The sequence below is a fragment of the Clostridium sp. FP2 genome (assembly GCF_011065955.2).
Classification (GTDB): Bacteria; Bacillota; Clostridia; order Clostridiales; family Clostridiaceae; genus Clostridium_AD; species Clostridium_AD tagluense.
On sequence record NZ_JAAMNI020000001.1, the window covers coordinates 177764 to 192074 of the forward strand.

Consider the following 14311-nt stretch of genomic DNA (forward strand, 5'->3'; position numbering starts at 1 on the left):
TGGTATAATTTGTTGATATTAAAATTGTTTGCCCAGGTCGGAGGTTCGAGTCCTTCACTCCCTATAATTTCAGCCATAAGTATTTGTGCTATTAAGCAACTTGGAGAAGCTACAATTAAAGTTACCGTTGGAAATTTAATTGGAACTATCAAGGAAAAATGCGGAAGGATGTGGTGTGTTATAAATATAATATTTTTAACTATAGCTCTATGTGGTATTTGCGGGGGAGTTAGCTCAGAGGTAGAGCATGTGATAAAGTTAAATCAGCATAGAGCCGAAATCAAAAGTTCAGTACCGTTATGGTGCTTTTTTAATTCAAATAAATATAATTGAATATATATTTGTGACTAAAAAATATTCAAATAGAAATTTAGAATTAGTATATTGTGTTTTTTCACATAGATATAGTATGAGGGGGATTAGAAATGGGGTTTATATACAAAACAGAAGAGTTTGAAAAATTATTTAATAAACAGCCAGTCATTGTAATGGACACAAATGTCCTTTTAGGGTTATATAGTTTTACACCAGAAACTATAAAAGATATTATTGGTTCATTCAGTAAGTGTATTAACTTATTTTGGCTACCCAATCAAGTATATTTAGAGTATAGAAGGCATTATGAACACATACGTAAACGTGAAATTAACCGTTTTCAATATTTGAAGGAGGAAATTTGTAATGAATTATCTGATACAATCGGAAAAGTATCAGTAAAATATGGTGCTTATAATAAATATAAGTTACCTGAGGTTGATGATAGTAGAATTAGACTTATAGAGAACATCAAAAATGTAATGAAAATTGCAAAGCAGGATTTAGAAAAACTTCAATCTGAGAATAGTGAACATGTATCATGTATAAGTGAACAGGAGGATATTGTACATAAATTTGTAACTAATATCAAGAAAAATAGTTCTACAGCTGGTTTTTCAATGTTAGAGCTAATGAATATTTATGAAGAAGGTGAAAAGAGGTATAAATATAAAATGCCACCTGGATTTACTGATATTAATAAACCAGATAAGGGAGAAGATTACTCTGATTTTGTAATGAGAAAATATGGAGATTTAATTATTTGGAAGGAAATACTTAGAAAAATCAAAGACGCAGACGTAAATCTTATATTTGTTGAAAATGAAGTTAAAGAGGACTGGTGGACTTTTAGTAAGAGTAGACCCAAGAGAATACCTTTAATGTTAGAAGAAGAATTTAATAAGGAAACAGGCTCTAATTCAGATTTTTATATGGTAACAGTTGATGAATTGATAAGTCATTTTGCAAATCATTTAAATATACAGCCGAACTCTATTTTAGAGGTGAACAAAAGGATGGAGTTTATAAGGGGGATGGAGGCTTACTTAACATCAAATCAATTTGATATAGTACAAAAGTATATTGGAGATAATTCGATTGAACAAATTACAGAAAATATTAATGATATTTTGATAGGTGAAGCAGTAGGAGTTGGAAGTATTTCAGAGGTGGAGGACATTGAAATCTTGGAAATCAAGGTAATAAAAAGTTCGTTTGATTATGACCAAAGTGAATGTAAAATAGTCTTTAATACTGAAATAATTGTGGAAAATAGCGTTGATGTAATTGTATCTTATGGAAGAGACGATAATATATCAAGTAATATTTCCACCACGGTTAATGTAGAAGCCTCTCTATATTTAAGTATTGATAATGAAAAGGAGCCTAAAAACGCTATAGAGTATGAAACAGTGAAGTTTCTTAATCTCAAAGTTAAGGATATTGAATGTAAGGAATACGATGGTTACTCTCATTTTACAGATGAAGATGATTACGATAAGAGGTCACTTTTTAAAAATACTTGCCCTGAGTGTGGAGAAGAATTTACTATTAATAATGATGGGGGAAATGGATTTTGCAGTGAATGTGCTTCGGAACATTAAAAGCAAATATAAAGCCTTTATAACAATATACTTAGTATACAATACTGGAATTAGTGTGTTTAAAGCTGGTGTATAATCTTGAATACAAATATAAAGTTGATAAAAAGGATGTGATATTATGACTATGGGACAAATTATGAAAATGCTTGAACGTACTTCTTCTCTCAATTTTTATTCAGTAACACTTAAAATGTTGAGAGACAATAACAATAATTCTGTGGATTTGCCAGAAAGTTACGAAGTGATAGAGAAGGTTAAAAGTATATGTGATAAAATTTCAATAACAAAAAAGAATTCAATATCTTCAAAACAAGCCTATTTACTTCTTGAATTTGTTGCTAACAATCTATCAGTTTATGGTGATACATCTAATGAAAAAAATGTAAAAAGCTTATATAATAGTTTATTATAAATACATTTATAATTGAATAGAAGTATTTTAGTAAAGGTATTTATAAAATATTACATAATGCTGGTATAAAAGTTGAATAGTGAGTAAGTATCGCAATTAAATTTAGAAGATAATATTAGGAACAAATTATTTATTAAAATAGTTTGTTCTTATTTTTTTATTCATTGATACTATTTGCAAATAAAATCTCTTAATAAACATATAAATATATAATGCGTTGATTATCTGCAACGGCCATATTACTGGATTTTTATTGTATATAGTTGCTATTAAATATATAATTTATATATGAAAATAAAAAATATTTGATAAGTGAGGTAATGCAGATAATCCTAATAGTATCTGCATTATTTATTAGATTTTTTGAATTTTACACAATGATAGAGAGGAAAGTAAGGAATTAGCAATAAAGCCAGTTGTTAAAATAGAGATTCTGAGAAAAGTATCGAACTTTACACAATGACATTTATGAGGCTATTATGTAAAATTGGTTCTTTTCAAGCAAAGTAAATAAGAGTCATTTAAGAATACTGTGATTAAGCATAGAAATTTTAGTTAATACGATTGGAGGTTGAATTTATGAACATGACGTACCCTTTGAAAGATAAAAAACAAATAGATATGGTAAAACTTTATTTGAAGAGTAAATCAATTCGTAATTTACTTTTATTTACAATTGGAATTTCCTCAGCCCTCAGAATTTCTGATATACTTTCGTTAAAAACTATACAGCTTTATGATTATGATAGTAAGAAGGCTAAGGATTTTATTGATGTAAAAGAAAAGAAAACAGGAAAAAGTAAGAGATTCGCTACTTCTCCAAATTTACAAAAATGTATTAAGGATTTTATAAAAGAGTATAAACCAGAACAAAATGAATATGTGTTTAGTAGTAGAAAAGGAACAAATAAACCAATTACAAGACAAAGAGCTGTTCAGGTTCTTACAGAGGCTCTGGATATGTGTGGGCTATCTTATATAAATTTTGGAAGTCATGGAATGCGAAAAACATTTGCCTACCATTGTTGGAAAAGCGGGACCGATATAACATATCTCATGAGGATTTTAAACCATTCCTCTCAAAAAGAGGTATTACGTTATATTTCAGTGGAACAAGAAGAGTTGGATGATATATATGTTAACCTAAATTTATAATGATTAGTAATAAAGAATTAAATAAGAAGAAAACACTATGGTAATCCACTTTTAAAAAAAAGAGGATTTTGACTATAGTGTTTTTTTATTTCTATATTTACCTTAGTAAAGGAGATTATTAATATGAGCAAAGAAATTGAGATAAGCAAGAAATACAAGAAACATATAAAAGAAGAAAGGGGATTAGGCGAAGGGAGAGATTATGTACCTTGGACTAAAATACATGAATTTTCTTCTAAGGGTAGAGCTACAAGAATCATGGGATTAACTACAAAGCGAATTCACCATTTTAATTCTGATAATCAACTTAGAGCGTTTCTAATATTTGAAGCAAGTGATTGTGTTATAGACATTCGTGAAACTTACCCACTTTTGGATTTAATGGAGGTTATAGATGACAAAGAGGATTTATCTTTAGATAAATTTAGAGACAAAGCTGGTGAACAGTTTGTAATAACTACTAATTTCTTATTAACAATAAAAGAAACAGATGGAATAATAAAATATATAGCAAGAGCTGTAAAGAATTGCACTGAGTTAAGTAAGAAGATAACTATAGAAAAACTTGAAATAGAGCGGAGATATTGGTTGGCGAAAAACGTAGATTTTAAAATCATAACTGACAAAGAGTTAAATCGTAATCTTTGCAAAAACCTTCAATGGATTAGAGAAACTATTTTAGATGGTCCAGAGTTAATGCCAAATAGAGAAGAACTTTCAGTTCAGATGTATTTTTACATGTTTAATAACAGAAACATTATTATAAAAGACTTATTTAAGGATTTTGAAGGAAGAAATGAACTTGATAGAGGAACTGCACTATACTTGTTCAGGTATTTGCTTGGTATAAAAAGAATTGCTGTAGATATGACAAAGATAATTGATTTTAATTGTAAAATTGAAGATTCAATAAAATTTTTAGAGGAGGTATAAAGTATGAATATATATGAAAATATGCTAATTAAGTATAATGAATTCACAGTTTCCAGGGTCTTATATGTGGATAGTGTGGATGAATTTTTAGTAGCTGTGGATATTAAAGAAGACAAATGGCCATATATGTGTTCTTTAGCGAAGATAATAGAAGATTTGAAGGAGAAAAGGTCAGAGGTAATAGAAGATACGTTTATTCGGTTAGTTAATGAAGATAATATAAGTACAGCAGAAAAAGAAAAAAGAGAATCTTCTTGGCAGGTAGTTAAGTTTGTATTATCAAAGGCGGAAGGTGTAGAGATTTACATTAGTAAATATAGAACACCTATTATAAAGGAAGCTACCAAATTGTTTGGGCTAAGCTATAATACAATAAAAAGTTATATGATTAAATATTGGCGTTACGGAAAAATTAAAAATGGGTTATTAGCAAGTTATAATAATTCGGGGGCTAAAGGAAAACAAAGGATGGCTGGTGCTATTAAAAGAGGACGACCTGCACTTGGGGGGAGCATGGGTATAAATATCAATGAGGATATTAAAAAGATGTTTATAAAAGGGTTAAATAAATATTATTATACTAATAAACAAAATAATTTAAAGACGGTTTATGAGTTAATAATAAGGGAAAATTTTGTACAAGAATATATTAAGGAAAAAGGAGAAAAAATACCAATATTAAAAAGCAGTTCAGAAATTCCGAAGTATGGACAATTCTACTACTGGTTTAATAAAATGAATAGTACAAAGAAAGAGATAACAAAGAGGTTTGGGGAAAGAATATATAATCAGCAATACAGAACTATTATAGGGAGTTCAACGCAAGAGGCAGAATTAGGACCTGGAGTCTTATGGCAAATAGATAGCACAATTTTTGATATGTATATTGTTTCTTCTTTAAATAGAAATAAAATCTTACTGAGACCAGTTCTTTTTTTATGCATAGATGTGTACTCGAGACTCATAGTTGGTGTTCACGTAACATTGGAATCATTTAACTCATATAGTGGAGCAATGTTAGCACTTATTAATGCAATGACAAGTAAAGTTGAATATTGCAAGAAACATGGAATTGAAGTAACAGATGAAGAGTTTCCGTACTGTACACCGCAAACTATTTTGACGGACCGAGGGGAATTGGTTAATAGCCAAATTGAAACAGCAATTCAAAACCTCGGTATTTCAATACAGCAGAGTCCCGCCTATAGGGCCGATTACAAGGGTATTATTGAACAAAGCTTCCGTTTGATGAATTTAAAGGTGAAGCCATTTACAGATGGGGTAGTGGTTAATGGTAAGAGCAAAATAGATAGGGGTGAGGGAGATTATCGCTTAAAGGCGAATCTTACATTAGAAGAACTAACAAAAGTTATTTTAAAATCCATAATATTTCACAATAACGCACATGTACTTTCAGAGGAGGTATCAAGGGAAATGTTATTTGAAGAAAGCATTGAAAAAGTTCCATTGAAAATATGGAATTATGGAGTGGAAAATAAAAAGGGACTTCTTCGCAAACTACCTGCTGATGTTATTAAGGTAAATTTGCTCCCCTCTGAGAAGGCTAAAGTAACTTCACGTGGAGTTTTATTTAGAAAATTGCTATACGCTTCGGATTATACATTAAAAGAGGGATGGTTTTCAAATGCAAGGATAAAAGGAACTTGGAGTGTACAAATATCTTATAATCCACTGGATTTAAGCACTATAAACTTTATTGAAGACGATGGAAAGACATTTCATACCCTTAGTTTGGTTGAGCATTTACAAAAGTACAGTAATAAAAGTGAATACGAACTTGAAGAATATTTTAATCAGGAAAAAGAACTAAATGAGAAAGCTAAAGAAAAGGAACTTTCAAATAAAATAAAGCTTTTTAATGAGATTGAAACTATTGTTGAGAATGCAAGGCGTGAAGCGGGAGATAATAAAGATAATACGTTATCTAATAGAAAAAGATTAAGTGGAATAAAAGATAATAATAGATCAGAAAAAGAATTATACAGAGAAAAATTAGTATTTACTAAAAGTGAAAGTAGTGTGGAAATAGTTGAGGAAGCTAATAAGAATATAGAGCATAAAGATATGGAACATGAAGATAATGATTTAGAAATCTTTGGGAATGTGCAAGAAGAATATTGGGATGATATTTATGAATAAGATATTTCTACCTAATGGGATTGAAGCTGTTGAAGCAGAGTACACTACATCTCCTATAGAAGAGTATAATAACAATCCCTTCATACAAAGCTTACCTCCACTAATAAATAAGGAGAGCATTGTCAGAAAACTAATATTAAATCAGCCCTTTAATATTGAAGATAGAAAACTTGATGGTTCAATAAGGGTGCATATGATAAAACGAATTTACAAAGTATTTCAGCCTCTACCTATTCATGTAAAAATATGGAATATGATTGATTCAATAATTAGACAGGGATATATCTCAAGGAACCCCTTCGATAAGGAGTATAAACAAATTATTAATGAAAATGGAAGTAAAATAAATAGAGGAGCATTTAATTTGAACAATAGTACGAGCTTTACAACTACGGCAAGTTGTGGATTACTTGCAGGATATAGTGGAATGGGAAAAACGACTACTGTTAATCGTTGTTTAAGATATATACCTCAAATAATTTGCCATAATTATTATAATAATACTCACTTTAATCAAACACAGCTTACATGGTTAAGACTTGAAGCTCCGACAAGTCTAAAATCTTTAGCACTCCAATTTTTTATGAAGATTGATTCTATATTAGGTACGGATAATCTAAAGCGGTATATATCAAAAAATTTATCTACTGACGCATTACTTTCTTTGATGGGGACTGTATCATGCAATATAGGATTGGGATTGATTATTATTGATGAATTTCAAAATTTGAATCGTAATGGAGTATCACAAATAATGAACTTTTTAGTTAGTTTAATCAATAGCTGTGGTGTGTCTTTATTATTTATTGGTACACCCGCTTGTTACGATATTTTTTCTAACGAGCTAAGGATAGCGAGAAGAATAACGGGCAATGGGGAGGTTATTTGGAATAATATGAATAACGACCAAGAATTTAAATTGCTATTAAAAGCTATTTGGAGGTATCAGTGGGTAAGAAAACCAGTGGAATTAACAGAAGAAATGATTGAGTTATTCTATGATTGCACTCAAGGTGTATTGGATTTGGTAGTGAAGCTTTTTGTTAATTCAATGAAAAGAGCGATTGAGACAGGAGCAGAACAAATAACAAAGGAAATAGTTATTAAGGTATGTGAAGAGGAATTTAAGTTTACTCAACCAATGATTCAGGCTATTAAATCGGGCAACGTATATAAAATGCAACAATACGAGGATATTAGAAGAATTGAAAATGTAAGTGGAATAGTTGATAATGCAAAGAAGAACTTAAAAGTAAATAAACAAGTGAATACTATTGCTAATATTATAGAGAAAGAAAATAATATAATTAAAAAGAGAACAAAAATTCAGGATTTAGATGAGGAAGATTTAAGAAGGGTGATAAGGAAAGGGTTTTCAGAAGGGAAAAGTGAATATGAAACTCTTAGAGAAAGTGGGTATATTGATAATATGGATTTTTTCAAAGTTGGTGAAGAGTTTTGATGAATTGCTTTCCAGTGTTATATAAAGACGAGTTATTCTACAGTATAGCGGCCAGATACAAAAGAATGTGTGGGATATTTAGTAAAAGAGCATTGTATAGAGATTTTTGTAATACCGAAGAAAGGCAGTTATTTATGTATTTGCCTTTACATATTAAAGCGTTAATATGTAATTTGCCATATGGTACAAGGATAACTGAAAGTTATATTATTAATAATCATACAATGTATCCATATGTAACAGCTTTTTTACCTGATGATAGGACAAAAATAATATATAATGAAATGTTAACAGGTTCAAGGAAGAACTTGCTTACTTATGTGTGTGCAAATTCTACTAACTCGAGGTTTGATAAACATTTAAAATATTGTAAACAATGTTATAACGAAGACTTAGATAAATTAGGAGAAAGCTACTGGCGAAGGATACATCAAGTACCTGGGGTATTATTTTGTGAAAAACATAAGAGTAAACTTGTTGAAAGTTATATACCAACGAATAATAATGTTAACGACTATTTCTGTGCCGATGATGTTATAGGGAGTAATTTAATTAACTTAAATGATGATAGAAGTTTATTCGATTTTTATGACCTTAATACTAAATACATTAAAGCTGTAGAATATCTATTGAATAATAAGGTGCAAAGAAAAGAGAATAGCTTTATTATAGATTTTTGCATTAATAAGTTAAGGGATAAAAAGTTAGCTTCTCGTAGTGGAGTTATATATATGAAGGATTTTCTAAAGGAATTTAAAGAATTTTATCCTGTAAATTACTTATGTAGTATGAGGAGCAATTATGATAATGATGATAAAAATAATTGGTTAAGGTTATTTATAAGAAAAGATAAAAAGAGCAAAAGTGTACTCAGACATATACTATTAATGCAGTTTTTAGATGTTGATATAAAAGATGTATTTGAAACTAAGGCTATTGAGCATACGAAAGCTGTAGTGGTAATGAATACACCAAGGTTAGATATTGAAGAAAGAAAAGAGCAATGGTTAAAGATAATAAAAGAGAATCCAGGAGCAACAAGGAGACAATTAAAAGATATAGGCAAGGGGATATATACATATATCTATAAATATCAAAAGGAATGGTATCATAAAGTTACTCCAATTTATGAAAATAGAAAACCAAAAGGAGAGATTGTAGATTGGAGAGAACGAGATAAGAAATGTTTGAAGATTGTAAGAAGAGCTGTTGGAGAGTTATTAAGTAAGTCAGGTAAACCTATTAGGTTAACTGAAAATAAAATTAGACAGGAGTGCGGTATAACCAGTTATTTTAAAAGTGAAAAACTTATAAAAACTCACGAGTATATAGATTCTGTGGTGGAGGATATTGAGACTTATAGAAGAAGGAAGATAGAATGGGCTATTGAAGAGATGAACGAGAAGGGAATTGGAATAAGTATTTATAAGGTTCGTCAGTATGCAGGATTTGGCGAGGTTAAGGATGAAGGGGTTAGGAAGATGGTTGGGGAAATGATTGAAGAATAATTTTTTTAGTCCTGAGGTAATAGCTATTATCTTAGGGCTTTTTTATTATATATAATACTGCTGTAAAATATAATATTTAATGGTATTATTAGTATGACAAATTTTAGTATTGAAGGGAGAGTTATGTGAAAATTAATAAACTATTTATTAAAGATTCGGCAATTCAGAGTAAGTCAAGTGATGATTTTTCGTATGAAGACTATGTAAATAACCTGAAAATGATTATTGAACATAATGAAGCACCATTTAATATTGCTATTATTGGAAAGTGGGGTGTAGGAAAAAGTTCAATAATTAATATGTTAAAAGAAGCGTTAGGTGGTAAACCAGAATTTAAAATTCAAGAGATTAATGCCTGGAAGTATGAAAATACTTCACTTAAAAAGGCTTTTTTAAAGGAGTTATATATAAATCTTAATGGTAAAGAGGATAAAGTTAAATATTTTAAAGAGCTTTTTCATACAAATATTGACTTGAAAGATAAGGAAGAAACAACATGGGAATTCATAAAAAAAAATACAATGAGAACTTTTGTATTTTTAGGATATTTTTTAATAGCAAGTACAACCTTATATATAATGTTGATGTTTTTTGATTTATTTAGTCTGTGGATTTCTTCCAATAATAATTTCAGTAAAACATGGAGCAAGTACATAGATGTTAAAAGTAAAATAAATGTATACGAAACAATCAAGTCATTTAAAGATAAAATTTTTATGCCTCTATTATTGATAGGTATAGGGGAAATCTCTAAATTAATAAGTGCATACAAATCAAAAAAAATAGTGAAATATGAAATTACTCCTCCTATTGAAAGTACAGATGAATATGAAGATAAGTTTAATGAAACATTAGATAAGTATAAGTTAAGTAACTCTAAATTTAAGAAATTAGTTATTGTTATAGATGATTTAGATAGGCTTAGTGCTAAAAAAATAGTTGACGCACTTGACGCTATCAAAGCTTTTGTAGAAAGAAGAGAATGTATTTTCATTGTGCCATTTGATGATACCATATTAAGAAAGGCTATAAATTCTAAAAAACTAAATGATACTAATTCATTTGATGGTGATTCATATTTAGATAAATTATTTCAATTTAAAATTATATTGCCACCATTAATTGATATGGATATGCAGGAATATGCCTATAAGCTTTGTAAAAATGAAATACCTGGAATATTCAATGAGTGTCCAAGCTTCAAAGTTATATTAGAGGAAGTTTTAATTCATCCATATGTTAATACGCCAAGACAAATAAAAAAGATAATAAATACTTTTGTAAGTAATATACTAATTGTTAAAAGTAGAGAAAATAAAAAATTAGAGGAGGGGCTTGTTACAGGTAAGACTGGATTAAAAGTATTAGCTAAAATATCGGTATTACAGACGGACTTTCCAGAGTTCTATAATCTATTATTGCAGGATAGAGGCTTAATGCAAAAATTCATGGATGAGTATTATTCTAACAAAGGTAAGATTGAATGTGATGAATTAGAAACTTACGGTATATATAATAAAGAATCTTTTAAAGCATTAGCAAGTTTTCTTATGAAAACGGAATATATAAATGCAGATAATTTATCCCCATTTATTTATTTAGGGCAGGATTCATTAGGATTAAGTGCAGGTGATGAAAAACAAAGGTCAATAAGAAAAGATTTATTAAGTGGTAATGAGGTGGGTATAATTGCTTACTCAAATAATAGTAAGCTATCTTTAGTAGATAGTAGTATTGTTATTCAGGGTATAAAAGAATCAAAGAGTATTGAGTTTCAACAGGCTTTAAAGGTGGCGTTGCAATTAGCAAAATATATATTAGAGGAAGTAAGTGTGGAGTTTGCTAATTTGGTATCAAATAGACTCAATTTAATTAGTGAATATGATATTGAATTCAGATATTGGCAAGTGGATTATGATAACTATTTATTAATTTATGAAAAAGCAACAGAAAAACGAGGCATAGAAAGAACGTTGCTAACCGTATTAAATAATGTATTAACTAAAAGTGACAATTGGAAACAAAAAAATGGAACGGAGTATGATGAAGATGCATTTAATAAATTAATACAAGAGATATTAAAAAAAAGTTTAGAGAAAAATACAATACTAAATGAAGAGGTAAGAGTGTATATTAAGGAATTCATTAATAATAAAGAATATCCGATTAGTTATATTATTGATATTTATAATAAGAATAGGGATTTAATGAAAGAGTATTTTAGTGATGATTTTTATAAAAAAATATGTGAGTATATAGGTTCTGAAGAAGATATTGATGATAGGAGAAGTGCAGACGAAGCTTTTCAAGAAATTGCGGTTACAATTAGAGAAGAGGATATTGAAAAATTTTCAGCTCCATTATCAATGATTATATGCAATGAAACTTATGCTACCCAGGTCTGTGAATTACTTTTACCAGTAGCAGGAGATATTTCAAATAAAAATGGGACAGACATTGTAAATGAGTTTATATCTTTAACATATTCAAAAAACATAATGAAAATCGTAGCAAATATAATAATAGATTTAGATTGGAATATTAAAAATCTTAATAACGATAATTTGAATGATTTTATTATTAAATGCTTTGAATTAGGATATTTTATGGAAGGTGAAAAATTACTAAATAATAAGATAGAACCTAATAATTATAAATTAATAGACAAAGCTATAAATATAATTAGTGATAAATGCTTTGTTGATGATGGTTATGATAATATTTTAAATAACATTAGTGATAATTTAACATTTGAGCAATTGAAACACATTACTGATATGATTAACACTAATTTGGCTCTTGTAGGTGGTGCAGTAAATAGTGATATATTTAACAGATGTATAATAATAATTAAATTACTATTGAAAAATAAATTAAGTCACAAATTACTTTCTGAAGTAGTGGAGAAGTTGATGATTTATTATAATGGCTCTTATAGTTATACACAAAGTTATCCGCTATGGTCAGAATCATTTACAGAAGTTATAGGCACAGTAAGGGATATTATTTCTGATTCAAAGTTAGAGGAATATGTAATGCTGTTAACAACATATGTATTTTCTTATAATCCTAACATAATGATTAAAGGGTTGTATAACCTTGGACAAAAGACTCCTTTAACATATGATAAGGAATCAATAAATAAAGTAATAATGTATGCAAATACTTTTGATACTAAGGTTATGGCGATTAAGTATTTGAGAAATATGAGAAGAAGTATCAATGAGGAAAATAGTAACCTAAAAGATTATTCAAATTTCCTTCTTCAAAATATAGATTTAGATAACAACAACATATTGGATGATTTTAATAGTACATTTAAATCAATAGATAAGGATACTATTTTTGAAATTGCTAAATATTTAAAGGATAATGTTACCTATAATAGAAGTCTTGCATTAGGCGTGATTGATAAATTTACAATTCAAGACAATAAAGAAAGTTGTATAAGGGATTTGTTGTTATTGGAGAATGATGGTAATTCAATAATTTTCGTAAAAGACATGATAGAGTTCAATAATATAGATAACTATAAAGAATTGTTAATGAATTTAATTAATGGCATTTCAGACGAAGATACAATTCTATATTTATTTAATTTGCTTAGATTAGTTAGTCATTATAAAGACAATTTTGATAAAAAATCAATTGCTAATATTATAAATCATATTTGGACCCAATTCGGGGATAATGAGATAATTAAACTATCACAAATGTTAGTAAATGAGTTTAGTGGCTTTAAGTTTAATAATGGTAAAAGTGTATTAAATGAAAAGATTGTAGAGGTATTTAAAAAATCAAATAATGAGGCTAAGAAAAGTGTATTAGAAATTACAAAGCTTTTTGACTTTAGTAAGACGTTTAAGGACGCTCTTAAAACAACTGATTTTTCTGATGATGAAAGGGCTTTGATAAAAGAAACTTTAAAATTCAGGTAAGCATTAGTCAATAAATTATACGATTTCTGGGGGTGAGATTAAAATGTCAGATAAATGTACTATAACATGGGAGGATATTAAAGATAGTGCAGATGGACTATTTAATATATGGGAAGGACACTACGAATTAAACTGGGCAAAAAAATCATGGAATGGTTTAGTTAAACAAGGACTCACAAATTATTCAAATGATATTGAGAGGCACATGGTTCTAATACGTTTGTTAGCACTTGCTAATATGTATGGTTTGTTCTGTGAAAAAGCATTTGAAGAGTCATTTGACCCTTATTATCCTGATTGGGTAGAGTTATTGCAGATTAACCCAATACGCATAGGACAGCTTATTGACAAGAACTTTGAAGAAGAATATTATATGGATACTGATGATTTAATGAATTCATCAATTGAGAATTTAATTTGCGATTGTAAGTATAGGGTTTTTAATGCTTTATGCAAGGAGTTTGGCAATGAAAGCATTTTGTTTGTTGCATTATGGGTTACGGTAGAACATGATATAACAGAGGTTGAAAGCAACAATGATAATTCCAAAAGTAATATTGATGAAGAATTAAATGAAGAAAAAGGATATGAGGAGCGTATTGAGGATTGGGCAGAGTACATTTTAAATGAGGGTATTTACGATAAATTTGAAGCTTACGGATGGGTTTCAGAAGGGATGTTGTAATAAATTAATGCAATTAATATTAAGATATTCTTAATTGTACTATGTCACATTAAAAAAAAGACCTGCTCCACCAAATAAAGTCCTGACAAAATTAAAATAAAGTTTTGCTAAAAAGCTAATCGGCCACACTCGATTAGTT

At 28.8% G+C, this 14311-nt stretch carries 10 protein-coding genes; all 10 read left to right on the plus strand.

The features are described from left to right. The first annotated feature begins 9 nt into the window (after window positions 1-9). Window positions 10-333: a hypothetical protein gene (locus G9F71_RS00935; protein WP_164951687.1), complete on the plus strand. Its 324-nt coding sequence runs from the start codon at window positions 10-12 to the stop codon at window positions 331-333. A gap of 92 nt (window positions 334-425) precedes the next feature. Further along, window positions 426-1919 (plus strand): PIN-like domain-containing protein, encoded by a 1494-nt coding sequence (locus G9F71_RS00940; RefSeq protein WP_164951688.1) that lies wholly within the window; start codon window positions 426-428, stop codon window positions 1917-1919. Between the two features lie 118 nt (window positions 1920-2037). After that, window positions 2038-2331, plus strand: a complete 294-nt coding sequence (locus G9F71_RS00945) for a hypothetical protein (protein ID WP_164951689.1) — start codon at window positions 2038-2040, stop codon at window positions 2329-2331. 579 nt (window positions 2332-2910) lie between these two features. Beyond that, window positions 2911-3486 (plus strand): tyrosine-type recombinase/integrase, encoded by a 576-nt coding sequence (locus G9F71_RS00950; protein WP_164951690.1) that lies wholly within the window; start codon window positions 2911-2913, stop codon window positions 3484-3486. 123 nt (window positions 3487-3609) lie between these two features. Further along, window positions 3610-4419, plus strand: a complete 810-nt coding sequence (locus G9F71_RS00955) for a TnsA endonuclease N-terminal domain-containing protein (RefSeq protein WP_164951691.1) — start codon at window positions 3610-3612, stop codon at window positions 4417-4419. Between the two features lie 3 nt (window positions 4420-4422). Next, entirely contained in the window at window positions 4423-6579 is a 2157-nt protein-coding gene (locus G9F71_RS00960; RefSeq protein WP_164951692.1) for a Mu transposase C-terminal domain-containing protein, read from the plus strand. Continuing rightward, window positions 6572-8041, plus strand: a complete 1470-nt coding sequence (locus G9F71_RS00965; RefSeq protein ID WP_164951693.1) for an ATP-binding protein — start codon at window positions 6572-6574, stop codon at window positions 8039-8041. Before G9F71_RS00960 ends, G9F71_RS00965 begins: the two co-directional genes overlap by 8 nt. Window positions 8042-8055: 14 nt before the next feature. After that, entirely contained in the window at window positions 8056-9549 is a 1494-nt protein-coding gene (locus tag G9F71_RS00970) for a TnsD family Tn7-like transposition protein (RefSeq protein ID WP_164951694.1), read from the plus strand. Window positions 9550-9674: 125 nt separating this feature from the next. Continuing rightward, window positions 9675-13487, plus strand: a complete 3813-nt coding sequence (locus G9F71_RS00975; RefSeq protein ID WP_164951695.1) for a P-loop NTPase fold protein — start codon at window positions 9675-9677, stop codon at window positions 13485-13487. Between the two features lie 43 nt (window positions 13488-13530). After that, window positions 13531-14172, plus strand: a complete 642-nt coding sequence (locus tag G9F71_RS00980) for a hypothetical protein (RefSeq protein WP_164951696.1) — start codon at window positions 13531-13533, stop codon at window positions 14170-14172. Window positions 14173-14311: the final 139 nt, after the last annotated feature.

Bases quoted from the DNA above. Each gene is read 5' to 3' on its own strand.
- G9F71_RS00980 (WP_164951696.1), top strand. From the start codon at position 13,531: ATGTCAGATAAATGTACTATAACATGGGAGGATATTAAAGATAGTGCA.
- G9F71_RS00940 (WP_164951688.1), top strand. From the start codon at position 426: ATGGGGTTTATATACAAAACAGAAGAGTTTGAAAAATTATTTAATAAA.
- G9F71_RS00965 (WP_164951693.1), top strand. From the start codon at position 6,572: ATGAATAAGATATTTCTACCTAATGGGATTGAAGCTGTTGAAGCAGAG.
- G9F71_RS00960 (WP_164951692.1), top strand. From the start codon at position 4,423: ATGAATATATATGAAAATATGCTAATTAAGTATAATGAATTCACAGTT.
- G9F71_RS00945 (WP_164951689.1), top strand. From the start codon at position 2,038: ATGACTATGGGACAAATTATGAAAATGCTTGAACGTACTTCTTCTCTC.
- G9F71_RS00950 (WP_164951690.1), top strand. From the start codon at position 2,911: ATGAACATGACGTACCCTTTGAAAGATAAAAAACAAATAGATATGGTA.
- G9F71_RS00955 (WP_164951691.1), top strand. From the start codon at position 3,610: ATGAGCAAAGAAATTGAGATAAGCAAGAAATACAAGAAACATATAAAA.